At 63.1% G+C, this 22,827-nt stretch carries 23 protein-coding genes; 15 read left to right on the top strand and 8 right to left on the bottom strand.

The window, feature by feature from the left end; translation table 11 throughout:
* Positions 1–3 precede the first annotated feature (3 nt).
* Entirely contained in the window at positions 4–777 is a 774-nt protein-coding gene (locus MUU55_RS05440) for a 3-hydroxybutyrate dehydrogenase (RefSeq protein ID WP_244759726.1), read from the bottom strand.
* A gap of 196 nt (positions 778–973) precedes the next feature.
* Between MUU55_RS05440 and glpK the strand changes: the two genes are divergently transcribed.
* The 9 genes from glpK (at position 974) to sbmA (ending at position 10,325) form a co-directional block, all read left to right on the top strand.
* Positions 974–2,467 carry a glycerol kinase GlpK gene (gene glpK, locus MUU55_RS05435; RefSeq protein WP_244759725.1) on the top strand — a complete coding sequence of 498 codons (1,494 nt, stop codon included), beginning with the start codon at positions 974–976 and terminating at the stop codon, positions 2,465–2,467.
* A 49-nt stretch (positions 2,468–2,516) separates the two neighbouring features.
* Positions 2,517–2,921, top strand: coding sequence for a YkgJ family cysteine cluster protein (locus tag MUU55_RS05430; protein WP_244759724.1), 405 nt, complete (start codon positions 2,517–2,519; stop codon positions 2,919–2,921).
* Between the two features lie 572 nt (positions 2,922–3,493).
* A complete protein-coding gene (locus MUU55_RS05425; protein ID WP_244759723.1) occupies positions 3,494–3,868 on the top strand; it encodes a YciI family protein in 375 nt (124 codons plus the stop codon).
* Positions 3,865–5,121 carry an RNA polymerase sigma factor gene (locus MUU55_RS05420; RefSeq protein WP_244759722.1) on the top strand — a complete coding sequence of 419 codons (1,257 nt, stop codon included), beginning with the start codon at positions 3,865–3,867 and terminating at the stop codon, positions 5,119–5,121. The genes MUU55_RS05425 and MUU55_RS05420 overlap by 4 nt, the downstream gene beginning before the upstream one ends.
* Positions 5,122–5,201: 80 nt before the next feature.
* A complete protein-coding gene (locus MUU55_RS05415) occupies positions 5,202–5,687 on the top strand; it encodes an SRPBCC family protein (protein WP_244759721.1) in 486 nt (161 codons plus the stop codon).
* A 137-nt stretch (positions 5,688–5,824) separates the two neighbouring features.
* Complete coding sequence (locus MUU55_RS05410; protein ID WP_244759720.1) at positions 5,825–6,886, top strand: LLM class flavin-dependent oxidoreductase; 1,062 nt, start codon at positions 5,825–5,827, stop codon at positions 6,884–6,886.
* 45 nt (positions 6,887–6,931) lie between these two features.
* Positions 6,932–7,684: a type I methionyl aminopeptidase gene (gene map, locus MUU55_RS05405; protein WP_244759719.1), complete on the top strand. Its 753-nt coding sequence runs from the start codon at positions 6,932–6,934 to the stop codon at positions 7,682–7,684.
* Between the two features lie 89 nt (positions 7,685–7,773).
* Entirely contained in the window at positions 7,774–8,964 is a 1,191-nt protein-coding gene (locus MUU55_RS05400; protein ID WP_244759718.1) for a YbfB/YjiJ family MFS transporter, read from the top strand.
* A 95-nt stretch (positions 8,965–9,059) separates the two neighbouring features.
* Entirely contained in the window at positions 9,060–10,325 is a 1,266-nt protein-coding gene (gene sbmA, locus MUU55_RS05395) for a peptide antibiotic transporter SbmA (RefSeq protein WP_244759717.1), read from the top strand.
* 9 nt (positions 10,326–10,334) lie between these two features.
* Here the strand turns inward: sbmA and MUU55_RS05390 are convergent, their stop codons facing one another.
* Positions 10,335–11,336 carry a polysaccharide deacetylase family protein gene (locus MUU55_RS05390; protein ID WP_244759716.1) on the bottom strand — a complete coding sequence of 334 codons (1,002 nt, stop codon included), beginning with the start codon at positions 11,334–11,336 and terminating at the stop codon, positions 10,335–10,337.
* Positions 11,337–11,476: 140 nt separating this feature from the next.
* Here MUU55_RS05390 and MUU55_RS05385 point away from each other — a divergent pair, with 140 nt between their 5' ends.
* The 3 genes from MUU55_RS05385 (at position 11,477) to der (ending at position 14,292) form a co-directional block, all read left to right on the top strand.
* On the top strand, positions 11,477–12,061 hold the full coding sequence (locus MUU55_RS05385) for an NnrU family protein (RefSeq protein ID WP_244759715.1): 585 nt from the start codon (positions 11,477–11,479) through the stop codon (positions 12,059–12,061).
* Between the two features lie 91 nt (positions 12,062–12,152).
* On the top strand, positions 12,153–12,824 hold the full coding sequence (locus tag MUU55_RS05380; RefSeq protein WP_244759714.1) for a tetratricopeptide repeat protein: 672 nt from the start codon (positions 12,153–12,155) through the stop codon (positions 12,822–12,824).
* A gap of 37 nt (positions 12,825–12,861) precedes the next feature.
* Positions 12,862–14,292 carry a ribosome biogenesis GTPase Der gene (gene der / locus MUU55_RS05375; RefSeq protein ID WP_244759713.1) on the top strand — a complete coding sequence of 477 codons (1,431 nt, stop codon included), beginning with the start codon at positions 12,862–12,864 and terminating at the stop codon, positions 14,290–14,292.
* On the opposite strand, the gene MUU55_RS05370 is transcribed toward der, so the two are convergent.
* The 4 genes from MUU55_RS05370 to MUU55_RS05355 form a co-directional block, all read right to left on the bottom strand.
* On the bottom strand, positions 14,243–15,100 hold the full coding sequence (locus MUU55_RS05370; protein WP_244759712.1) for a helix-turn-helix transcriptional regulator: 858 nt from the start codon (positions 15,098–15,100) through the stop codon (positions 14,243–14,245). The two genes, der and MUU55_RS05370, sit on opposite strands and share 50 nt — an antisense overlap.
* Positions 15,101–15,168: 68 nt before the next feature.
* Positions 15,169–15,720: a YbhB/YbcL family Raf kinase inhibitor-like protein gene (locus tag MUU55_RS05365; protein ID WP_244759711.1), complete on the bottom strand. Its 552-nt coding sequence runs from the start codon at positions 15,718–15,720 to the stop codon at positions 15,169–15,171.
* A gap of 97 nt (positions 15,721–15,817) precedes the next feature.
* Positions 15,818–16,732: a sugar kinase gene (locus MUU55_RS05360; RefSeq protein ID WP_244759710.1), complete on the bottom strand. Its 915-nt coding sequence runs from the start codon at positions 16,730–16,732 to the stop codon at positions 15,818–15,820.
* 16 nt (positions 16,733–16,748) lie between these two features.
* A complete protein-coding gene (locus MUU55_RS05355) occupies positions 16,749–17,753 on the bottom strand; it encodes an Ldh family oxidoreductase (RefSeq protein WP_244759709.1) in 1,005 nt (334 codons plus the stop codon).
* A gap of 150 nt (positions 17,754–17,903) precedes the next feature.
* Between MUU55_RS05355 and bglA the strand changes: the two genes are divergently transcribed.
* From bglA to MUU55_RS05340, 3 genes are read left to right on the top strand one after another with little or no spacing between them, the layout of a single operon-like run.
* Positions 17,904–19,547: a beta-galactosidase BglA gene (bglA, locus tag MUU55_RS05350; RefSeq protein WP_244759708.1), complete on the top strand. Its 1,644-nt coding sequence runs from the start codon at positions 17,904–17,906 to the stop codon at positions 19,545–19,547.
* 56 nt (positions 19,548–19,603) lie between these two features.
* Positions 19,604–19,867: a type II toxin-antitoxin system ParD family antitoxin gene (locus tag MUU55_RS05345; RefSeq protein WP_244759707.1), complete on the top strand. Its 264-nt coding sequence runs from the start codon at positions 19,604–19,606 to the stop codon at positions 19,865–19,867.
* Positions 19,845–20,159, top strand: a complete 315-nt coding sequence (locus MUU55_RS05340; RefSeq protein WP_342346045.1) for a type II toxin-antitoxin system RelE/ParE family toxin — start codon at positions 19,845–19,847, stop codon at positions 20,157–20,159. Before MUU55_RS05345 ends, MUU55_RS05340 begins: the two co-directional genes overlap by 23 nt.
* 2 nt (positions 20,160–20,161) lie before the next feature.
* Here MUU55_RS05340 and ade read toward each other — a convergent pair whose 3' ends face one another.
* Positions 20,162–21,856, bottom strand: a complete 1,695-nt coding sequence (gene ade / locus MUU55_RS05335; protein WP_244759705.1) for an adenine deaminase — start codon at positions 21,854–21,856, stop codon at positions 20,162–20,164.
* A 62-nt stretch (positions 21,857–21,918) separates the two neighbouring features.
* Positions 21,919–22,788, bottom strand: a complete 870-nt coding sequence (locus tag MUU55_RS05330; protein ID WP_244759704.1) for an aldose 1-epimerase family protein — start codon at positions 22,786–22,788, stop codon at positions 21,919–21,921.
* Positions 22,789–22,827: the final 39 nt, after the last annotated feature.

The following is a 22,827-nucleotide window of genomic DNA, read 5'->3' as shown; positions in this document are numbered from 1 at the left end:
GCCTTATTGGGCGGTCCAGCCGCCATCGACGGATATATGGGTGCCGTTGATCGACTTTGCCGCATCCGAGGCGAGAAAAAGCGCAATGGCCGCCACCTCGTCCGTACCGACGAATTCCTTGGTCGGCTGGAATTTCAGCATGACATCGGACTTCACCTGCGCCTCGCTGATGCCGCGCGCCTTTGCCGTGTCGGGGATCTGCTTTTCGACGAGCGGCGTCAGCACGTAGCCAGGGCAGATGGTGTTGGCGGTGATGCGGTTTTCCGCGACCTCGAGCGCGACGGTCTTCGTCAGGCCCATGACGCCGTGTTTCGCCGCCACATAGGCCGCCTTGAAGGGCGAGGCGACGAGGCCGTGCGCCGAGGCGATATTGATGATGCGGCCCCAGCCCTTGCGCTTCATATGCGGAACGGCATTGCGGATGGTGTGGAACGAGGAGGAGAGGTTGATCGCGATGATCTGGTCCCACTTTTCCGGTGGAAAGTCCTCGATCTTCTCGACATGCTGGATGCCGGCATTGTTGACGAGGATATCGACGCCGTCGAATTCCTCCACGGCGGTCTGGATGAGGTCGGAGATTTCGTGCGGCTTCGTCATGTCGGCGGGGTGGTAGAGCACGCGACCTTTGCCGAGGCCGTCGAGCCTCGCCCTGATCGCCTCGATCTCATCGGCATTGCCAAAACCGTTGATGATGACGTTTGCGTCGGTTTCCGCAAAAGCTTCGGCAATGGCGAGGCCGATGCCGCTGGTGGAGCCGGTGACGACGACACTTTTCATGCTTGTACTCTCCAGGTCATGCTGCGTTGCGATAGCCTACGCCTAAAACTCAAGCGATGACAATTGTGTTTTCCGCACGCTACAGTCCCGCTGGGAGCGAAGCGGGATTTGCGTTTTATTTTCCTTTGACATTCGTTTTAGTCTCGTATTGAAGATTCCGAAGGGCCTGGGAGAGGCCTTCCAAGGGGAGGACTGCATGAGCGGATATGTTCTCGCGATCGATCAGGGCACGACATCGAGCCGGGCGATCGTCTTCGACGGCAACCAGAAGGTCGTCGGTTCCGGCCAGAAGGAATTCACGCAGATCTTTCCGCAGTCCGGCTGGGTCGAGCATGATCCGGAAGAGATATGGGAAAGCGTTCTCTGGTCGGTCAAGGCGGCGCTGAAGAAGGCCGACGTCAAGGCCTCAGACATTTCCGCCATCGGCATCACCAACCAGCGCGAGACGGTCGTCGTCTGGGAGCGCGAGAGCGGCAAGCCCATCCACAACGCCATCGTCTGGCAAGACCGCCGAACCGCCTCCTATTGTGACAAGCTGAAGAAGCAGGACCTCGAAAAGACCTTCACAAAGAAGACGGGTCTGCTGCTCGACCCCTATTTCTCCGGCACGAAACTCTCCTGGATGCTCTCCAACGTGAAGGGCGCGCGGGCGCGGGGTGCGAAGGGCGACCTCTGCTTCGGTACGATCGATACGTTCCTGATCTGGCGCCTGACGGGTGGCAAGTCGCATGTGACCGATGCCACCAATGCCAGCCGCACGCTGATGTACAACATCGCGACGAACAGCTGGGACGACGAACTGCTCGACATCCTGCGCGTGCCGAAAACCATGTTGCCCGAGGTTCTCGACTGCGCGGCCGATTTTGGCGTGACGGAAAAGAGCCTGTTCGGCGCGGAAATCCCGATTCTCGGCGTTGCCGGCGACCAGCAGGCGGCGACCATCGGCCAGGCCTGCTTCGAGCCGGGCATGATGAAATCCACCTATGGCACGGGCTGCTTTGCGCTGCTCAACACCGGCGCCGACATGGTGCGCTCGAAGAACCGTTTGCTCACCACCATTGCTTACCGGCTCGACGGCGAGACGACCTACGCGCTCGAAGGCTCGATCTTCATCGCCGGCGCTGCCGTGCAATGGCTGCGCGACGGACTGAAGGTCATCAAGGCCGCGCCAGACACCGGCGATCTCGCGGCAAAGGCCGACCCGACGCAGAACGTCTATCTCGTGCCCGCCTTCACCGGTCTCGGCGCCCCGCACTGGGACCCGGAGGCGCGCGCCGCGATCTATGGCATGACGCGCAACACGGGGCCGGCGGAGTTCGCCCGTGCGGCGCTTGAGGCCGTCTGCTACCAGACACGCGACCTGCTCGATGCCATGCACAAGGACTGGAAGGCCAACGGCAAGGAAACCGTGCTGCGCGTCGACGGTGGCATGGTCGCCTCCGACTGGACCATGCAGCGCCTCTCCGACATCCTCGACGCCCCCGTCGACCGCCCGACCATTCTCGAGACGACCGCACTCGGCGCCGCCTGGCTGGCCGGCCAGCGCGCCGGTGTCTGGCCGGACCGCAAGGGCTTTGCGAAATCCTGGGCCCGCGACACGCGCTTCGAGCCGAAGATGGACGAGAAGACGCGCACGGTGAAGATCAAGGGCTGGAAGGATGCGGTGCGGCGGACGCTGAGCGCGGAGTAGCTTTCCGCTCCCCCTTCAAGGCGACGCGGGCGGATGCTATGCGTCACCCATGCATCCATCTCCCGCCATTGTCCCCGGCCGATCCTGCGGCACCTGCACGCTCTGTTGCCGGTTGCCGGATATCGATCTGTTCGACAAGCCGGCCAATGCCTGGTGTCGGCATTGCATCGAGGGCAAGGGCTGCTCAATCTATGCGGACCGGCCGTCGGTCTGCCGCGACTTTCTCTGTCTGTGGATGACCGAAGAGGCGCTTGGGGAAGCCTGGGAGCCGTCCCGCTCGCATATGATGGTCTACCGGCAGGGGCCGCAGATCACCGTTCTGGTCGATCCCGACCATCCCGATATCTGGCGGCGCGAACCGTATCATGCGCAATTGCGGGCCTGGGCGGACGAGGCCGAGCCCAATGGTGGTTACGTCATCGTGTTCTGGCAGGATGACGTGTTCAAGATTTGATCAGTTCATTGCGACTTCCCGCATTCTCATATGCTGTGAACACAGACGGCGCGGTTTCATTTGCTGAGCCTGTCTTGGGCAAATTTTGTTTTTGATCCGAGGTACCCTAGTCCAAAACAAGCCAGCGCACCGATGAATGGGTGTGAGTGCATCCCGACCCCAATTCCGAGCATAAGCAAGCACCCGCATGCGAGCCCGAAGAGGGGGGAGTAAGGCTTTCCGGGGCCACCATAGCCAGAGACGGCCGATGTTGCGACGAACAAGATTAGAAGAACCGTGGGCATGCCCCAATCGGATCGCAAAAATGGGCGAAACACGACGCCAGCGACTACGGCCCCGACCCCCAACAAAAAACCAACAACATGCATCCACCAGGGCATTTCGATACCTATGCATACTAAACAGGGCAACTTTTAGTGGCGACAGATTTCACGCCTGGGTTTAAGAATTTGCAAAGGGTGTAAGTCGAATTCGACCCAACTCGCGCCTCTCACCCAAAATCCAAAAATAATCCGGTGCGCCCTGTCGGCTGAGCGGCTACTCCTACGTCTTTCAGTCAACGGGAGTTCACCATGTTGTATGCCGTTCTTTGTTACGATTGCGAAAGCGAGATCAATGCCTGGTCAAAGGAGCTGGACGACAAGGTCATGGCTGATCTTGGCGCCGTCAACCAGCGTTATGCCGAGGCCGGCAAGCTTGGCCCCGTCGCGCGGCTGATGCCGACGACGGCGGCCGTTACGGTGCGCAAGGGTGCGACCGACGACATCATCATGGATGGCCCCTTCGCGGAGACCAAGGAGCAGTTCCTCGGCTTCTTCGTGCTGGAGGCGGCCACCCTGGACGAGGCGATCACCTTCGCGCGCGAGCTTTCCGCCGCCAATCCGGCCAATGGCACCTATGAAATCCGGCCGTTGCAGTTCTTCAATCCGGGAGTCCCCATAACATGACAGAGCTTGCCTGGATCGATCTGGCGCTGACATCGGCACGGCCGCAGGCCATGGGGGCGCTGCTGCGCTACTTCCGCAACCTCGACCTGGCGGAGGAGGCCTTTCAGGAGGCCTGCCTTCGCGCGCTGAAAAACTGGCCCGAGAAGGGTCCGCCACGCGATCCGGCAGCCTGGCTCATCTTCGTCGGCCGCAACAGCGGCATCGACCAGGTGCGCAAACGCGCCAAACACCAGCCGCTTCCACCCGAAGAGGTGCTGTCCGATCTGGAGGATACGGAAAGCGATCTCGCGGATCGGCTGGACGGTGCGCATTACCGCGACGATATCCTGCGCCTGCTCTTCGTCTGCTGCCATCCGGACCTGCCGGCGACCCAGCAGATCGCGCTGGCGCTGCGTATCGTCTCCGGCCTTTCGGTAAGGCAGATCGCCAAAGCCTTTCTCGTCTCCGAAGCCGCGATGGAACAGCGTATCACGCGCGCCAAGGCGAAGGTGGGGGCGGCAGGCATTCCCTTCGAGACGCCGGATGCCGTGGCACGCGCCGAACGGCTCGGGCTTGTCGCGGCGATGATCTATCTCGTTTTCAACGAGGGTTACTCTGCCGGCGCACCAGAGAGGGCGGACACGCCCTTCTGCGCGGAGGCGATCCGGCTGGCGCGACTTCTCTTGACGCTTTTCCCCTCCGAGCCGGAGATCATGGGACTGACGGCGCTGCTTCTGCTCCAGCATTCGCGCCTCGACGCCCGCTTCGACGCCGACGGCCAGATCGTGTTGTTGGAGGATCAGGATCGCTCGCTGTGGGATCGCGCGCTGATCGACGAAGCGCTGGTCCTGATCGACAAGGCGATCCGCCACCGCACGCCCGGCGCTTTACAGATTCAGGCGGCGATTGCCGCCCTGCATGCCCGCGCGACGACGGCGGCGGAGACGGATTGGCTGCAGATCGACTTACTCTACCAGACGCTGGAGCGCCTGCAGCCGTCGCCGGTGGTGCGGCTCAACCGCGCCGTCGCGGTGTCGAAGCGGTCGGGGCCGGAGGCCGCACTGGCACTGGTCGAGCCGCTGGCGGAAAAACTCTCGGGCTATTTCTATTTTCATGGCCTGCGCGGCGGACTTCTGAAGCAGCTCGGCCGCTATAGCGAGGCGCACGAGGCCTTCGACCGCGCCATCGCGCTCGCCACCACGCCGGCGGAAGCCGCCCATATCCGCCAGCATCTCGATTGCGTGCAGCGGGAGATGGCGGCCGCTGAAAAATAATCTGCGTTCGATGTCGGATCGCTCCTCCGTCGGGCGTCCTTGATACGAACCGACAAACACATCCGAACGAGGAGGACATCATGAACGTGAACGCCGAAATCAAGCCCGCCAACAACCGCGAACTGGTGTTGACCCGCGTGCTGAACGCCACGCCTGCCCAGCTCTTCAAGGCCTGGACGACGCCCGAGATTCTGAAGGAGTGGTTCATGCCCAAGCCTTACGAACTGGCGCTTGTCGACATGGAGCCGCGTGAGGGCGGCAAGTTCCGCACGGTTATGACCGGCCCGGATGGTTTCCACATGGATTCGACCGGCGTCTTCCTGAAGGTCGAGAAGGACAAGCGCATCATCACAACCGATGCCTTCGGCCCGGACTGGAAGCCGACCGAAAAGGCCTTCTTCAGTGCCGAAATTCTGTTCGATGATCTCGGCAACGGCCAGACGCGCTACACCGCCATCGCTCGCCACTGGAACGTCGAGGATTGCGAAGCGCACGAGAAGATGGGTTTTCACGAAGGCTGGGGGCAGGTGGCGACCCAGCTGGAAGAGGTGGCGTCGAAGCTTTAAACCCTCAGACGGGGCGGGAAACCGCCCCGTTTTGTTCGACGCGGGAGGCTTGGTGAACACACTGTTTCCCGGCAGGGCCTTTCAACCCGCGCGGCCCGCCCATATGTGAGGAGAAATCCTCTCATCTGGAACCTCCCATGGAACTTGGCCTCTACACATTTGCCGATGTCGATCCCACCGCAGCCGACAAGGGGCGGGAAGGGGAGCGGCGGCTAAAGAACCTGCTTGAGGAAATCGAGCTGGCCGATCAGGTCGGGCTCGATGTCTTCGGGCTGGGCGAACATCACCGGCCGGACTATGCGGCTTCCGCGCCTGCCGTCGTGCTCGCCGCCGCGGCGGCGCGCACGAAGAATATCAGGCTGTCCAGCGCAGTGACTGTGCTCTCGTCGGACGATCCGGTTCGTGTCTTCCAGCAGTTTTCGACGGTTGATCTCATTTCCGGCGGCCGGGCGGAAATCATGGCGGGGCGCGGCTCCTTTATCGAATCCTTCCCGCTCTTCGGTTATGCGCTTGACGACTACGACGTGCTTTTCGAAGAAAAGCTCGATCTGCTGCTGGCGCTGAACGAGAGCGAAAAGGTTTCCTGGAACGGCACGATGCGGGCGCCGCTGCCGGGGCTCGGTGTCTATCCGCGTCCGGCGCATGGCAGGATGCCGATCTGGATCGCCGTCGGCGGCACGCCGCAATCGGTGGCGCGGGCCGGCGCCTATGGCCTGCCGCTGGCGCTTGCCATCATCGGCGGCACGCCGTCGCGGTATGCTCCGCTCTTCGACCTCTACCGCGAGGCTGCGCGGCGCGCCGGCCAGGATGAGGCGAAGCTGAAGACCAGCATCAACGTGCATGGCTTCATCGCCGATACGACCGAGGCGGCGGCGGATGCCTTCTATGGCCCGCAGGCCGCGGTGATGAACCGCATCGGCGGCGAGCGCGGCTGGGGGCCGACGAGCCGGGCGCAGTTCGACCAGTCGACCGGTCCGACCGGCCATCTCTTCCTCGGCGATCCCGAGTCCGTGGCCCGCAAGATCGTCGCACACCAGAAGATCTTCAGGAATGACCGCTTCCTGTTGCAGATGGCGATCGGGCTGATGCCGCATGATCAAATTTTGCGCGGAATCGAACTGTACGGCAGCCGCGTCGCACCCTTGGTGCGCGAGATGCTGGCGGAGCAATCGGCGAAGTCCGAGCCTGCTTCCGCCTGACAGCGGCGCGCGGGCGTGGTAGGACGCCCGCGAAAGAGAGATACGATGACCCTGGAAAACGACGACGACCTCAACGGCCTGAAGGCCATCGGCCGGATTTGCGCCAACGTGCTGCAACACATGCAGACGGCGGTGCGCCCCGGCATGACGACGGCCGAACTCGACCTGATCGGCCGACGCCTGCTGGAGGCCGCGGGTGCGGTCTCGGCGCCGGAAAGCTGCTACAAGTTTCCGGGCGCGACCTGCATTTCCGTCAATGAGGAAGTCGCGCATGGCATTCCCGGCGACCGGGTGATCCAAGATGGCGATCTCGTCAATATCGATGTCTCGGCGGTGCTCGACGGCTACTTTGCCGATACGGGCGCCTCTTTCGTTGTCGGACGTTCGACGCCGGCGGTCGAACGGCTCTGCCGGGATGGCAAGCGCGCGCTGTGGGTCGGTCTCAAGGAGGTGAAGGCCGGCAAGCCGCTGGCGCAGGTCGGCAACGCGATCGGCGAATTCGCCCGCAAGAACCGCTACACGCTTATCGCCAATCTCGCCAGCCACGGCGTTGGCCGGTCGCTGCACGAGGAGCCGACGGAAATCGCGACCTGGCCCGATCCACAGGAAACGCGCCGCATGACGGATGGCCTCGTCTTCACGGTCGAACCGTTCCTGTCGCTCGGCGCCAACTGGGCCGAAAGCGGCGACCGGGACGAATGGACGCTCTACAGTGAGCCGAATGCGCCGACGGTGCAGTTCGAGCACACGGTCGTCGCCACGCGCAACGGGCCACTGGTCGTGACGCTGCCGGGCTGAGCCCCGCTCTTCCAAGCCTTCACCGGCGCTGATCCGTCGATCAATTAATCTCGTTTGTCGCGGCCATGTTGCAGTGCGATGGTCGCGGCATGATGCAACGCACACCCGTTCTGTCGCGCGAACCCGTCCGGGCCGCCCTTGCCGGCGCGATCGCGATGGCCGTCGCCATGGGCCTCGGCCGTTTCTTCTATACGCCCGTGTTGCCGGGCATGATGGCGGGCCTCGGGCTCAACGCCGCCGATGCCGGCATCATCGCGGCCGCCAATTTCGCGGGTTATCTGCTCGGTGCGGTGCTGGCCGCCTACGGCTGGGCGGCAGGCCTCGAACGGCGCATCGCCCTGGGCGCATTGGCATCCACCGTCGTGCTGCTCGTCGCCATGGGGCTGCTTTCGGGCGTTGCCGCGCTGTCCGTCGTGCGCTTCCTGGCCGGCCTTGCCAGCGCGTTCGCCATGATCTTCACCTCCGGCATCGTACTGTCCATTGGTCTCCGTCACGGCGACCCGCGTGTGCAGATGGCGCATTTTTCGGGCGTGGGCTGCGGCATCGCGGTCTCTGCCCTCCTGGTCTATCTTCTGTCGCTCGCCGGTCCCTTCGCGATCCCGACCTGGCGCATCGACTGGCTTGCCGGGGCACTGCTCGGTGCCGCCGGCCTTGCGGCGGTTGTTCGGCTTCTGCCGCGCCCGGAAGGTCACACGGGTGGGCGGCGGGAGCCCGCCATCGTCTGGACGCGGCCGCTCGTCGCGCTGACGCTGAGCTACGGTCTGTTCGGCATCGGCTATGTCGTTACCGCCACCTTCATCGTCGCCATCGCGCGGGAGGGTGCGCAGAGCCCGCTGCTCGAATGCCTCACCTGGCTGGTCACGGGTGCGTCCGCGGCAATTTCCGTCATCGCCTGGAAACCGATGGAGCGGCGCTATGGGGTGGCGACGGCCTATCTGGCGGCGCTGCTCGTCGAGGTGGTCGGGGTTGCCGTCACCGTCACGCTGCCATTCCCCGCCTCGGCGCTCATTGGCGGCGTTCTGCTCGGCCTTACCTTCATCGTCATCACCGCCTACGGTCTGCAACTCGGCAGGGTTCTGGCGAGTGAAAGCCCGCGCCAGGTCCTCGCGCTGATGACGGCCGCCTTCGGCGTCGGGCAGATCCTGGGACCGCTCGGCGCGGGTTTCCTTGCTGCACGCACCGGCAGCTATGTCCTGCCCAGTCTCGCTGCCGCAGCGATCCTGCTCCTTGCCGCCGTGACCTTTGTGATAGGGGGAGCGCTTTCCATTAAATCTCGGTAATCCGGGCGCTTGGCGATTGTTGCCTTTCGCAAACTCCTCTAGGTTCGGCGCGAACCGGCGGCGCTGCTGCCCTCAGAAAATGAAAGTTCCGCGCCTTGTTCCATTCCTTCTTCCCGCAGCCTAAGCTGTTCTTTTCTTCCCTTGTCGTCTGGACGCTGCTGGCGATTGGGGTCTGGTACACGGTGGGCGCCAATTTCGGTGCGCTGATCGGCCTGCCGCCGCTGCCCGAGGGAACGGATCCGCCCGTCGGGCTCGGTTATTTCATCACGCCCGACAATATCTGGTTCTACACCTACTTCCTGCTCTGCACCGTTATCTTCGGTGTGTTCTGGCAGGTGAAGGCGAAGGACAATCCGTGGACGAACTGGTCGATCTGGGGTTCTGCCTTCATCATCTTCTCGACCTATTTCAGCGTTCAGGTCTCGCTTGCCATCAACAATTGGCGTCGCCCGTTCGGCGATACGCTGATGGGCGCCTTTCAGCCAAACAGCACGGTCAAGGTCGAAAACTTCTTCGATCTGATGTTGATCTTCTGCCAGATCGCCTTCATCAGCGTCTTTGTCTACGTCATCACCCGGTTTTTCGTCAGCCACTATGTCTTCCGCTGGCGCTCGGCGATGAACAATTACTACATGTCGCTCTGGACACGCGTGCGCCATATCGAAGGCGCTTCGCAGCGTGTGCAGGAAGACACGATGCGCTTCGCGTCGATTACGGAGGGTCTCGGCGTCAGCCTGATCGACGCCGTGATGACGCTGGTCGCCTTCCTGCCCGTGCTGTTTGCACTCTCCGTGCATATCGGGCCGATGCCCTTCATCGGTGAAATTCCCCATGCGCTGTTCTGGGCGGCAATCCTCTGGTCGGCGTTCGGTACGTTCCTGCTCGCCTTTGTCGGCATCAAATTGCCGGGCCTGGAGTTCCGCAACCAGCGTGTGGAAGCCGCCTATCGCAAGGAGCTGGTCTACGGAGAAGACGACGCCACCCGGGCCCAGCCGCCGACGGTGCGGGAACTCTTCGACAACGTCCGGTCGAACTATTTCCGGCTCTATTTCCACTATCTTTATTTCAACGTCGCCCGCATGTTTTACATCCAGGCGGACAACCTCTTCGTCTACTTCATCCTCGTGCCGACCATCGTCGGCGGCAAGATCACCTATGGTATCCTGCAGCAGATCCTGACGGCCTTTGGCCAGGTGTCCAGCTCGTTCCAGTACCTGGTGAACTCCTGGTCGACGATCATCGAGTTGCAATCGATCCACAAGCGCCTGCGCGCCTTCGAAGCGGCGATCGAAGGTCAGGAACTGCCGAGCATCGACCGGCAGTTCGTTGAAGTCGGCGGCAATGAAGAGCTGGCGAAGTAAATCCCGGTGTCAGAGGGCGGCTTCGGTCGCCCTTTTCTCTTTGGCGAGGATGTCGAGGGCTTCGGCGTAGCTGACGCAGGCGACATCGCTCTTGCCGCAGGTTTCCGTGAGAAACGTATCGAGCGCGCGCCAATAGGCGCCGGCATTCATTTCCACGAAATGGAAGCCAAGCTGGAGGGGAATGCGTTCGCCGGCATATTGCTTGTCGAAAGCGGCGCGGTAGGCGGCGAGCGTGCTTTCCTCGAAGGCGGCACTCTTTTCCGGCTTCTCCTTGCCCTTGGAGTGGCGGACATAGAGATTGTAGTCCATGGCGATGACCGGGCGCTGCGCGGTGCCCTCGGGAATCAGCGGCAAGCCGAAGCGCTGGATCTCGCCGCTGGCGACGGGCATGGCCGGCCCCTTGGTCACGAGGCTGGCATCATAGGTGAAGCCGCTCGCTTCCAGCGCCTTGACCAGGCCGCTACCGGCCGAAAGATAGGGTGCGCGGAATCCCTTGATGTCCTTTTCGGCAAAATCCTGCCAGCCCGCGGGTTCGCGTTCGCCGACGCCGGCATTCTGCCACGCCGTCTTCAGCGCCTGCTGGAAGAAGGTGAATTCAGCCTTCCAGTCCTCAGCGCTCCATTTGCCGCCGTCGAAATGGCCGCAGGCATGGCTGCCGATGTCGTGACCCTCAAGCTTCGCCAGCCAGATTTCGCCAAGCCGCAGGATCGTGTCCTCCTTGTCGGGCGAGAATCCGACATTGGAGCGGCCGCGTTTTTCATGCGGCGCCTGGTATTGCGCGCGTTCCGATTTGGGGAAGAGGAAGGTGCAGGACAGGAAATAGGTGAAATGCGCGCCGGTGCGCTTGGCCATGGCCCGGCTCTTTTCCCACAGCAGATTGTCGTGCGCGCCGTCGAAGGAGACGATGACGAGCTGCTTGCGTTTGGCCGGCTCGATCGCATCGTCCTTGGCGAGAACCGGGCTTGCGGCAAGCACGGCGGCGAGGGGGAGGAGGAGAAATCGAGACAACATGGCTACCCGCGACAATTTGCAAAGGGTCTGTCATCGTTTCGGAATGCGGCAATCCTTTGATCGGGCTGGAATTGTCGCGCCGTGACGGCTATTCCAATGGAAACGGCTATCGGGCCGGCCTTTATTCAAGGGAAATTTCCATGACGTTGCTGATTGCCGGTCTCGTTCTCTTCATCGCCACCCATCTTCTGCGCCCCTTTGCGCCGGGCCTGCGCAATGCTGGCATTGCCGCCCTCGGCAAGCCGGCCTGGATGGCGATCCACGGCATCGTCTCGCTGCTTAGCCTCGCGCTCATCGCCTATGGCTTCGTCGATGCGCGGGAAAACGGCGGCGAGATGCTGTATTTCCCGCCGACCTTCCTGTCGCATATCGCGCTGACGCTGATGCTGATCGCCTCGATCTGTCTCGTCGCCGGCTTCCTGCCGGCCGGCCATATCCGCACGAAGCTGAAGTTCCCGATCCTCGTCGCCATCAAGATCTGGGCGCTCGCCCATCTGCTGGCGAACGGCGAGAGCTATTCGGTGCTGCTGTTCGTCACGATCCTCGCCTGGGCCGTCATCCTGCGCATTTCGCTGAAGAAGCGTATCGCCGCCGGCGAGACCAAGCTGCCGGTTTTCGTTTCGGCGAAATACGACCTGATCGCCGTCGTCATCGGCCTCGCGATCTACGCCGCAATCGTGCTCAAGCTGCACGAATTGGTGATCGGCGTCGCTCCGCTGCCCTGATCCCCTGCGTTTTCGCGCCTGCCCCCTTACAACGCGGTGAAAATGGGGTAGAAGGCGCGAACTCCAATCGTCAGCAAGAGCCGGGCAGGGAATGGTAAATCAGGACGACAGCTTTATCCGCGAGGTGAACGAGGAACTTCGCTCCGACCAGATGCGTCTGGTCTGGAAGCGTTTTGGCCGCATCCTCATCGGCCTCGCCGTCCTCGTGGTTCTCGGCACGATCGGCAAGGTGAGCTACGAATATTGGCGCGACAGCGAGGCGTCCGCCGCCGGCGACAGCTTCCTCGGCGCGCTGACCCTTGCCCGGGAAGGCAAGAACGAAGAGGCGCTTGCCGCGCTGACCGCGCTCGAAAAGGATGGCTTCGGCTCCTATCCAGTGCTGGCCCGCATGCGCTCGGCCTCGCTTCTCGCTGCAACCGACGCGCAGGGCGCCGTCAACGCCTTCACGGCGATTGCCAAGGATGCTTCCGTGCCGGAAGCGCTGCGCGATGCCGCCCGCCTGCGCGCCGCCTATCTGCTGGTTGATACCGGCACCTATGAGCAGGTCTCGGCGGAAGCCGAACAGCTCGCCACGCCGCAGAGTGCGCTTCGCCACTCCGCCCGCGAGGTTCTGGGCCTCTCCGCCTACAAGCACGAGGACTATGCCCGCGCCAAGGAATGGTTCGAGGCCATCATCAACGACAGCGAGAGCCCGCGCAACGTCGCAAACCGCGCGCAGATGCTGCTTGACCTGATTGCTGCAAGCGGCAAGCTGTCCTCCTAAAACCGGTCTTTCGCCGGTCACGAAACGGAACACGTCCATGAGCTTCACCGTCGCCATTGTCGGACGCCCGAATGTCGGCAAGTCCACCCTGTTCAATAGGCTCGTGGGCAAGAAGCTTGCGCTCGTCGACGACACGCCCGGCGTTACCCGTGACCGCCGGCCGGGCGAAGCCAAGCTCATCGACCTGAAATTCCACATCATCGACACGGCGGGACTCGAAGAGGCTGCACCCGAGACGCTGCAGGGGCGCATGCGCGCCCAGACGGAAGCGGCAATCGACGAGGCGGATCTTTCGCTCTTCGTGGTCGATGCCAAGACGGGCCTGACGCCTATCGATACGGCGCTGGCCGACATGCTGCGCCGCAAGGGCAAGCCCGTCGTGCTCGTCGCCAACAAGTCGGAAGCCAAGGGTTCCGACGGCGGTTTTTATGATGCCTACACGCTCGGCCTGGGCGAACCGACGCCGATCTCCGCCGAACACGGCCAGGGCATGCTCGACTTGCGCGACGCCATCGTCGCGGCGATCGGCGAGGAGCGTGCCTACCCGGAAGACGACGAGGCCGTCACCGATATCGACGTGCGCGCCGAACTGGCGGACGCGGCGGAAGAGGACGAGGATTTCGAGCCGGAATATGACGAGACGAAGCCGCTGCGCGTCGCCATCGTCGGCCGCCCGAATGCCGGCAAGTCCACGCTGATCAACCGCTTCCTCGGCGAAGACCGTCTTCTGACCGGCCCGGAAGCCGGTATCACGCGCGACTCGATTTCCGTCGAATGGGACTGGAAAGGCCGCACGATCAAGATGTTCGATACGGCCGGCATGCGCCGCAAGGCCAAGGTGCAGGAGAAGCTGGAAAAGCTTTCTGTCGCCGATGGCCTGCGCGCCATCCGCTTCGCCGAGACTGTCGTCATCGTCTTCGACGCGACCATTCCCTTCGAAAAGCAGGACTTGCAGATCGTCGATCTCGTGCTGCGCGAAGGCCGCGCTGCCGTGCTCGCTTTCAACAAGTGGGACCTGATCGATGATCCGCAGGCCGTGCTCGCCGATCTGCGCGAAAAGACCGAACGTCTGCTGCCGCAGGCGCGCGGCATTCGCGCCGTGCCGGTGTCCGGCCAGACGGGGCGGGGCCTCGACAAGTTGATGCAGTCGGTGATCGATACGGACCGCACCTGGAACCGCCGCATCTCGACCGCCAAGCTCAATCGCTGGCTCGATGCGCAGCAGACGCAGCATCCGCCACCGGCCGTTTCCGGCCGCCGCCTGAAGCTGAAATACATGACGCAGGTGAAGGCCCGTCCACCGGGCTTCATGGTGTCGTGCACACGCCCGGACGCGCTGCCTGAATCCTATATCCGCTACCTCACCAACGGCCTGCGCAACGACTTCAACCTGCCGGGCGTGCCGATCCGCATCCACTTCAAGGCGACGGACAACCCGTTTGCCTCGAAGGCGAAGAAGAAGCGCTGATCTCAGGACCAGGCCGGATGTGCCCGCGGATTGCGCTTGGCGCAAAGCCGAAGCGTGCGCGGAACCGCGCCGCGAATCGAGATTGTGATTCGTAGCCGATTGCCTCGGCGATGCGCAGGATCGACAGGTCGGTGGACTGCAGAAGCTGCATGGCGGTCGACATGCGCACATCGATCAGAAGCGTCTGGAATGACCAGTCTTCAGCCGCCAATTTGCGCCGTAACGTCGCCTCGCTGACGCCGAGAGTGTCGCAGAGATGCGCGCTCGCCCAGTCAGCCTGAGGATTGGCGGAGAAGAGGTCGCGCACGCGCGCGCTGAAGCTTGCGGGCCTCGGGGCGGCGAAGCGTCCGCCGGCCAGATCGAGCCAGAGCAGCAACTCGCCGAGCCGGTGGCGTGCGATCTCATCGGGAATGCTGCCGGGCTCGACGATTGCCTGGGTGCAATCCGCGAAAGCGTGATGGAAGCCCTGATGCGGGCGGTGAATGATGAAGGCGCGCTCGAAGGGCGCGCCTTTGCCCGGTTGGTTGGAGAAAGCGGCGACGGTGTCCGGCTCGAAGGCGATCCAGCGCGCCTCGTAGAGGCCGGTTCCATCCGACGCGTTGATCACGTCGAACACCTCACCTTGCGCAAGCGCGATACAGCCGCCCGCCGGCACGATCCATTCCTCGTCACCGCGCCGCAGGATCTTCGTGCCGCCCTCGACCAGAATGAGAACGGGCCTGTTGATGGTGATGTTGGAATAGCGCAGCCGGTTATACTGCACGATGCGGGCCGAAGCGCCGATATCGGGGCGTATGGCGATGTTCATGCGGTCCAATCCCTGTCTCGTCCGAGCCTATCCTTTCGGGGCAGGCCCGGACAAGACATTTGCGGTGGTCAGCGTTTGCCCTTTGCCGAGATCGTCGCGGTGGCGAGCGCGTTCATATTGCTGACAAAGCCGACCATGGCGGGGGTGGCGTTGTCCGGCACCGGCAGCTTGTCGATGCCGAGTGCCTTCACGGTGATCGTATAGTCATGCTCCGGCCCTTCCGGCGGGCAGGCCCCGAGGAAGCCGGGTGCGCCCATATCCGTCGGCGTCATGCGCGCCCCGTCGGGCAGCTTCGCCTTGCCATTGCCGACACCGGCGGCGAGCGAATTCGCATCGGCCGGCAGATCGATCACCACCCAGTGCCACCAACCGGAGCCGGTCGGCGCATCCTTGTCATAGACCGTGACGACGAAGCTCTTGGTGCCCTCTGGCGCATTCGACCAGCGGATATCGGGCGAGAGGTTTTTGCCCGTGCAGCCCATGATGTCGGAGAACTGTGCGGGCTGGACCGTGCCGGAGGCGAAGGCGTTGCTGGTGACGGTGAAATCGGCCGCCTGCGCCGTGAGCGGGCAAAGCGAGAGGGTGGCGGCCAAGGCCGCGATGAGGCGTGACGGGGGCATGATCTTTCCTGTCTTCAATGAGAGGCAGGGAAAGATTAGGATGGATTTCTGTCGATGTCGGCGCGCAGCCGATCGATTTTGGCGCCGATCCGATCAATCAGCCTTTCGGCAGTTTGTCCTTCGAAACCAGCGCGCCGTGGTGCTGGATGACGGCGGCGGCAACGTCGGCGGCAAAGCGGGCGGCTGCCTCCGGGTTGTTCTCCGTTGCCAGATGGGCGAGGAACGCGCCGTTGAAACTGTCGCCGGCGCTGGTCGTGTCGACGATCGTTTTCACTTCTGCGGAGGGGACATGGCTGCGCGTATCACCGAAGACGAGCGTCGCGCCTTTGCTGCCGTCCTTCACCACCAGCCCGTCGACACCGAGCGCGCGGTAGCGGGCGATCGTGTCTTCCAGCGTGGTATCGCCGAAATGCGTGGTCTCGTCGTCGAGGCTCGGCATGACGAGCGTTGCGGTCCGCGCGCCCTCGGTAATCGTCGTGCGCATGTAATCCGCATCGTCCCAAAGGCGGGGGCGGATGTTGGGATCGAAGACGACGCGTTTTCCGGCAGCTTTTGCGCGGCGCAGTTCCGCAAGCAGCGTCTCGACATCCTCTGCCGGCAGGATCGCGAGCGTGATGCCGGAGAAGACGATGATGTCGGAAGCCTCGATGGCAGCACGCAGCCGGTCGCCATCGCGTGCCAGAAGCTTTGCGGCCGAAACGGAGCGCCAGTAGGAGAAGCTGCGCTCGCCCTTGTCGAGATGGATCATGTAGAGGCCGGGCGAGCGGCCCTCGATGCCGGCAATGGTCTCCGTGCCGATGCCATGGCCGGCGATGAAGGCGCGCATCTCCTCGGAAATCCTGTCGACGCCGATGGCGGAGAAATAGTCGACATGCCAATCGGCTGGCAGGTACTGGCGGGCGTAATAGGCGGTGTTGAAGGTGTCGCCAGCGAAGCTCTTGCGCATCAGACCGCCCTCGGCCTGCATCAGTTCCACCATGCACTCGCCGATCGAGAGCAACCGTCCTGCCATATCGAAATCCTCCCGGCTAATTCCGCCGGAAAGACGAAATACTGTCAAAGAGTTGACGGGGCAAGCGGATGCCTGCGCTTTCCGCAGCCCGCTGCCGTTTCATGCGGTCCAGGCCGGGAACGTGGACGTTGTAGTCTGACGAAAGCCGCCCGGTCTGCTCGGAAAGCCGCGTCGAGAAATGGTCGGCAAAGAGCTGCGGCGAGAGCGCCAGAACAAAGAGCCCGACACCCGGTGAGCTCTCACCCGCCTGGAAATCTGCGGCATCGAGCGACCAATTGCCGCCGGTGAGACCGGCGGCGAGCACTTCGACCATGAGCGCGATATTGGCGCCGCGGCTGCCGCCGAAGGCGACAAGCGCGCCCTGCATGGCGGCGAAGGGATCGGTCGTCGGCTGCCCGTCCTGATCGATGGCCCAGCTGTCCGGGATGCTGGCGCCACGGGCGGCCGCATCGCGGACATTGACCAGAGCCGTCGCGCTCGACGACTGGTCGATCAGCAGGATGTCGTCTCCCTCGAGCGGGGCGGCGAAGGCGAGCGGATTGGTGCCATAAACCGGGCTGCGGCTGCCCGCACCGGCCAGCACGGCATGGCTGTTGGTCGCGGCAATCGCAACGAGGCCGTCGTTCGCGAGGCTTGCAGCATACCAGCCGAGTTCGCCGGTCGTATAGCTGTTGCACACGGTGAAGACCGCGATACCGAAGGTTTTCGCCTTGGACGCCAGCTCTTCCCGCGCAATGGAAAAGCCGTGCTGCGCGACCCCGCCCATCGCATCGCATTTCATTACGGCCGGGACCGGAGACGTGAGAAGCGGTTCGGCCTTTCCGGCAATCCGGCCGTCCACGAGGCTTCGGAGATAGTCGGTCAGGTGCGCAAAACCGATCACCGGCTTGCCCGCCGCCTCGGCCGCGACGGTCGCCTGTGCCAGCGCGATCGCGGCCGGTTCGGCCATGCCGACGCGCATCAGCGCGGTCTTCGCCAGCTCGATTGCTTCGCGCGTGGACAGGGTGACGTCATCGGCCATGCGATCAACCTTCTCTATGGAATTTGCCGGCATCATTCAGACGCAGGCCTGCTTCGTCAACCTTCGAAAAATCAGGGCGACGGCCGTTTACGCCCCCATGCCCCCGCGTTACATCTTCGCAGGACGCATCGGAAAACGGAGCAGCACGACATGGCGAAGTCCCCCAAGAAGGCCGACGACTGGTGGCGCGGCGCGGTTATCTACCAAGTTTATCCGCGCTCGTTTCAGGACACGACCGGCGATGGCATGGGGGATCTCAGGGGCATCACCAAGCGGCTCGACCACATCGCCTCGCTCGGCGTCGATGCGATCTGGCTTTCGCCGTTCTTCAAGTCGCCGATGGGCGATATGGGCTATGACGTCTCGGACTATTGCGACGTCGATCCGATGTTCGGCACGCTTGCCGATTTCGACGCCATGCTGGCGCAGGCGCACAAGCTTGGCATCAAGATCATCATCGACCAGGTGATCTCGCACACTTCCGACCAGCATCCCTGGTTCGTCGAGAGCCGGTCCAGCCGGTCCAATTCCAAAGCGGATTGGTATGTCTGGGCCGATCCCAAGCCGGATGGCACCGCGCCGAACAACTGGCTGTCGATCTTCGGCGGGCCGGGCTGGGAATGGGATGGTGTGCGCAAGCAATATTACATGCACAACTTCCTCATGTCGCAGCCGGATCTCAATTTCCATAATCCGGATGTGCAGGACGCGCTCTTGAAGACCGTGCGCTTCTGGCTCGACCGCGGCGTGGACGGCTTCCGGCTCGACACCGTGAACTTTTATTTCCACGACAAGAAGCTTCGGGACAACCCGCCGCACGAACCGGATCCCGATGGCATCGGCCTCGATGCGCCCGACGTGAACCCCTACGGCATGCAGACGCATCGCTACGACAAGACGCAGCCGGAAAACATCGCTTTCCTCAAGCGTTTCCGGTCACTGCTGGACGAATACAAGGATCGCATGACGGTCGGCGAAGTGGGGGATGGTGCGCGCTCGCTGAAGACGGTCGCCGAATACACCAGCGGCGGTGACAAGCTCAACATGTGCTACACGTTCGACTTGCTCGGGCCGGATTTTACGGCCGAGCATGTGCGCAAATGCGTGCAGAGCTTCCAGCGCGCGGTGACGGACGGCTGGGTCTGCTGGGCCTTTTCCAACCATGACGTGAACCGCCATGTCAGCCGCTTCATCCAGGTGCCGGAAGAGCGCGAGCGCGTCGCCAAGCTCGCCATCACGCTGCTTTCCACGCTGCGCGGCTCGATCTGCCTCTACCAGGGCGAAGAGCTCGGCCTGACCGAGGCGGATCTCGCCTTCGAGGATCTGCGCGATCCCTATGGCATTCGCTTCTGGCCGGCGTTCAAGGGCCGCGATGGGTGCCGCACGCCGATGCCCTGGAACCACGGCGAGGCGCATGCCGGCTTCAGCACGGGAAAACCCTGGCTACCGGTGCCGGAAGACCACGCCCGCCATGCCGTCGATACCCAGGAAAAGATCGCCGGCTCCGTGCTCAATCACTACCGCGCGACAATCGCCTTCCGGAAGGAGCACGACGCGCTTTATGACGGCGACATGTCCTTCGTACATTCCAACCAGGACATCCTCGCTTTCACCCGCGAAAAGGGCGGCGAAAAACTGCTCTTCGTCTTCAACCTGACGCGGGAAAAGGCCGAATTCGTCCCCTCGAAATCGTTGAAGCTCGGCGAGCCTCTGCCCGTGCCGGGCTTTGGCGCGAAGCTGAAAAACGGGGCTATCGAGCTGGATGGGCTGGATATGGCGTGCGTGCGGCTGTGAGGTTGCGGGTTTCCAAGCTCGATAGTATCATAAAGTGATATTCTCGGAGTCTTGCCATGGCATCCAGCTATACGCTCGGCAGTCACTATGAATCCTTTGTGCGCGATCTCCTCGCCAGCGGCCGTTATGCCAGTGCGAGTGAGGTGTTGCGTGACGGTCTGCGCCTGCTGGAAGACCGTGAGAAGCAGCGCGAAGCCAAGGTTGCTGCTTTGAGGGATGCTATTCAGGAAGGGCTGAAAAGCGGCCCGGCGGCTCCGCTCGATATGGAGGCGATTAAGGCCCGAGCGCGGGCGGAGCGTGCAAAGGCCGGCCGTGCGTAAGGTCGGTCGTCTTCCGCGGGCGGAAGAAGACCTCGTGCAGATCTGGCGATATATCGCAGATGATAACGAAATGGCCGCCGACCGTCTTCTCGATCGGTTCGCGGACGTCGCACGCAAACTCGCAAGCCATCCTGAGGCCGGCCGATTGCGCCCTGAACTGGCAGCCGGCATGCGCAGTTTTCTCATTGGAAACTACGTTCTGTTTTACAGCGCTACGCCCACTGAACTGGTGATCGTGCGTGTTCTAAGTCGCTATCTCGATATCGATGAGAGCGACTTCGGCACGGCGTGATCTCACCCGATCAGCGCAAACTTGTCCACATCCACCATGCCTCTGTCCGAAATCTTCAGATGCGGAATGACGGGTAGTGGCAGGAAGGCGAGCTGGAGGAAGGGTTCTTCCAGTGTGGCGCCCAGTGCGAAGGCGGCTTGGCGGAGGTGGTGCAGGGTGTCGCGCACGCTCTCATAGGGCTCGAGGCTCATCAGGCCGGCGACGGGGAGCGCGATCTCGCCGGTGACCTTGCCGTCTTCCACCACCACGAAGCCGCCCTTGATCTCGCCGAGGCGATTGGCAGCGAGCGCCATGTCGTCCTCATCGACGCCGACGACGCAGATATTGTGGCTGTCATGGCCGACGGTGGAGGCGATGGCGCCCTTCTTCAACCCGAAGCCCTGCACGAAGCCGTTGGCATGGTTGCCGTTCTTGCCGTGGCGCTCGATGACGGCGACCTTGATGATATCTTGCGCGAGATCGACCGATGTCTGATTGCCGCGCGCCGGCAGGCGATAGCGACGGTGTTCGGTGATGATCTTGCCCGGCAGTACGCCGATGACGGGTGTTTCGCCGTCGGTGACGGGCACGGCGAAATGCGCGGCATTGACGGGCCGCGCCTTCACGCTGTCGAGCCCGACGGGCGCGACTGGCTTGCGGGTGGCGAAGAGCGCATCGTCCACCTTGCGGCCGGCGGAGAACACCATCTCGGCCTTGCAGTTCTCCAGCGTGTCGATGACGACGAGGTCGGCCCGCCAGCCCGGAGCGACAAGGCCGCGATCCCGGAGGCCGAAGGCCTTGGCGGCGGAGATGGAGGCGGCGCGATAGACGGCGAGTGGCGCGCGGCCGTGGCCGATCGCGGTGCGGATCATATAGTCGAGATGGCCCTGTTCGGCGATGTCGAGCGGGTTGCGGTCATCCGTGCAGAGCGCGATGAAAGGCGAGAGGCGCTCTGTGAGGATGGGCATGAGGGCGTGCAGGTCCTTGGAGACCGAGCCTTCGCGCACGAGGATATGCATGCCCTTGCGGATCTTCTCCAGCGCCTCCTCGGCACTCGTGCATTCATGCTCGGTGCGGATGCCGGCGGAAAGGTAGCCGTTGAGGTCGTTGCCGGACAGCAGCGGCGCATGGCCGTCGATATGGCCGTCCTGGAAGGCTTCGAGCTTCGCGAGACAGACGGGATCCTTGTGGATGACACCCGGAAAATTCATGAATTCGGCAAGGCCGATGACCTTCGGATGATTGCGGAAGGGCAAGAGGCGCTCGATCGGCAAGTCGGCGCCCGATGTTTCCAGATGCGTCGCCGGCACGCAGCTCGACAGTTGCACGCGGATATCCATGATGGTTTCCAGCGCGCTGTCGAGGAAGAATTCGATGCCTTCGCTGCCGAGCACATTGGCGATCTCGTGCGGATCGCAGATGACGGTCGTCACGCCATAGGGCAGCACGCAGCGATCGAATTCATGCGGCGTGACCAGCGAGGATTCGATGTGCAGATGCGTATCGATGAAGCCGGGCACGACGATGCGGCCGGTGATGTCGATCTCCGTGCGGCCCTTGTAAGGACCGCAGGTGCCGACGATGCGCTCGCCCGAAATTGCGATGTCGGAGGCAACGAGCTCACCTGTCACGAGATCGAAGAATTGCCCGCCCTTGAGCACGATGTCGGCGGGCTCCCGGCCGGTTCCCTGATCGATGTAGCGTTCCAAGTCGGCCATGGCGATGTCTCCCGAATCCTTTCAGGAGACTCTAGCGACGTCGCGACGAGAAGAAAGGCCGATCAGCCGGGAAAGGTGACGGAGAAGGCGAAACGGCGGCTTTCTTCGGGGAGAAGCACGGTCGTGAAGGGGCGATCGCGCAATTCGCGCGACCCGCCGAATTCCGCCGCCGTGCCATGCCAGGGCTCGATGCAGAGGAAGGGCGCGCCGGGTTTCGTCCAGAGCGCGAGGTTCGGCAGATTTTCGAAATGGAACTTCAGCGCCGGTCCACCCTCGGCGGCATAGGTCAGGCCGTCACCGGCGCCTTCGGGAAAGACCATCGCATCATCGAGGAACTGATCCTGCGTCAGCACGATCCGGCCCTTGTCGAAGGGGGAGGGTGTCCGGCTCGTCGAGAGCAATCCCTTTTCCAGCGGCTGGCGCTTCGGCTCGCCGGCATTGTCGAGCGTCACCGTATGGGGTTGTCCCGCGCCACCGGGCAGCGGCCAGAGGAAAGCCGGATGATAGCCGAAACCGAAGGGCATGGGTGTGTCGCCGCGGTTTTCCACCGTGGAGGCCACGGTCAGCGTCCGGCCATCGAGGCTGTGCTCCACGGTGAGCCCGAAGTCGAAGGGATAGACGGCGCGCGTGTCGTCGGAGGCTTCGAGCCGGTAGCGGCAGGCGGTGGCCGTCGTGCTTTCGAGCGCGAATTCCCGCCGCCGGGCAAAGCCGTGCTGGGCCATCGCATAGGGCGTCCCGTCGATCATGACCGTGTCATCGGGCGCCTTGCCGACGATGGGGAAGAGCACCGGCGAGCGCCCCGTCCAGAAGGCGGCGTCGCCGTTCCAGAGCCAGGCCTTGCCGTCCGTCGTGGTGATCGACTGCACTTCGGCGCCAAGCGAGGAGACGTCGACCGAAAGGTCTGTATTGGCAATGCGGGTGAGGCTCGGCATCGAATCTCCTTTCACGGAACAGTGTCCCAGTCTAGCGCG

The sequence above is a fragment of the Shinella curvata genome (assembly GCF_022899935.1).
GTDB classification, from domain to species: Bacteria; Pseudomonadota; Alphaproteobacteria; order Rhizobiales; family Rhizobiaceae; genus Shinella; species Shinella curvata.
This window is presented reverse-complemented; position numbering and strand designations above follow the sequence as displayed.

Excerpts from the sequence above, each read along its gene's own strand:
- MUU55_RS05440 (WP_244759726.1), bottom strand. The coding sequence starts at position 777 with ATGAAAAGTGTCGTCGTCACCGGCTCCACCAGCGGCATCGGCCTCGCC.
- glpK (WP_244759725.1), top strand. The coding sequence starts at position 974 with ATGAGCGGATATGTTCTCGCGATCGATCAGGGCACGACATCGAGCCGG.
- MUU55_RS05430 (WP_244759724.1), top strand. The coding sequence starts at position 2,517 with ATGCATCCATCTCCCGCCATTGTCCCCGGCCGATCCTGCGGCACCTGC.
- MUU55_RS05425 (WP_244759723.1), top strand. The coding sequence starts at position 3,494 with ATGTTGTATGCCGTTCTTTGTTACGATTGCGAAAGCGAGATCAATGCC.
- MUU55_RS05420 (WP_244759722.1), top strand. The coding sequence starts at position 3,865 with ATGACAGAGCTTGCCTGGATCGATCTGGCGCTGACATCGGCACGGCCG.
- MUU55_RS05415 (WP_244759721.1), top strand. The coding sequence starts at position 5,202 with ATGAACGTGAACGCCGAAATCAAGCCCGCCAACAACCGCGAACTGGTG.
- MUU55_RS05410 (WP_244759720.1), top strand. The coding sequence starts at position 5,825 with ATGGAACTTGGCCTCTACACATTTGCCGATGTCGATCCCACCGCAGCC.
- map (WP_244759719.1), top strand. The coding sequence starts at position 6,932 with ATGACCCTGGAAAACGACGACGACCTCAACGGCCTGAAGGCCATCGGC.
- MUU55_RS05400 (WP_244759718.1), top strand. The coding sequence starts at position 7,774 with ATGATGCAACGCACACCCGTTCTGTCGCGCGAACCCGTCCGGGCCGCC.
- MUU55_RS05390 (WP_244759716.1), bottom strand. The coding sequence starts at position 11,336 with ATGTTGTCTCGATTTCTCCTCCTCCCCCTCGCCGCCGTGCTTGCCGCA.
- MUU55_RS05385 (WP_244759715.1), top strand. The coding sequence starts at position 11,477 with ATGACGTTGCTGATTGCCGGTCTCGTTCTCTTCATCGCCACCCATCTT.
- MUU55_RS05380 (WP_244759714.1), top strand. The coding sequence starts at position 12,153 with ATGGTAAATCAGGACGACAGCTTTATCCGCGAGGTGAACGAGGAACTT.
- der (WP_244759713.1), top strand. The coding sequence starts at position 12,862 with ATGAGCTTCACCGTCGCCATTGTCGGACGCCCGAATGTCGGCAAGTCC.
- MUU55_RS05370 (WP_244759712.1), bottom strand. The coding sequence starts at position 15,100 with ATGAACATCGCCATACGCCCCGATATCGGCGCTTCGGCCCGCATCGTG.
- MUU55_RS05365 (WP_244759711.1), bottom strand. The coding sequence starts at position 15,720 with ATGCCCCCGTCACGCCTCATCGCGGCCTTGGCCGCCACCCTCTCGCTT.
- MUU55_RS05360 (WP_244759710.1), bottom strand. The coding sequence starts at position 16,732 with ATGGCAGGACGGTTGCTCTCGATCGGCGAGTGCATGGTGGAACTGATG.
- MUU55_RS05355 (WP_244759709.1), bottom strand. The coding sequence starts at position 17,753 with ATGGCCGATGACGTCACCCTGTCCACGCGCGAAGCAATCGAGCTGGCG.
- bglA (WP_244759708.1), top strand. The coding sequence starts at position 17,904 with ATGGCGAAGTCCCCCAAGAAGGCCGACGACTGGTGGCGCGGCGCGGTT.
- MUU55_RS05345 (WP_244759707.1), top strand. The coding sequence starts at position 19,604 with ATGGCATCCAGCTATACGCTCGGCAGTCACTATGAATCCTTTGTGCGC.
- ade (WP_244759705.1), bottom strand. The coding sequence starts at position 21,856 with ATGGCCGACTTGGAACGCTACATCGATCAGGGAACCGGCCGGGAGCCC.
- MUU55_RS05330 (WP_244759704.1), bottom strand. The coding sequence starts at position 22,788 with ATGCCGAGCCTCACCCGCATTGCCAATACAGACCTTTCGGTCGACGTC.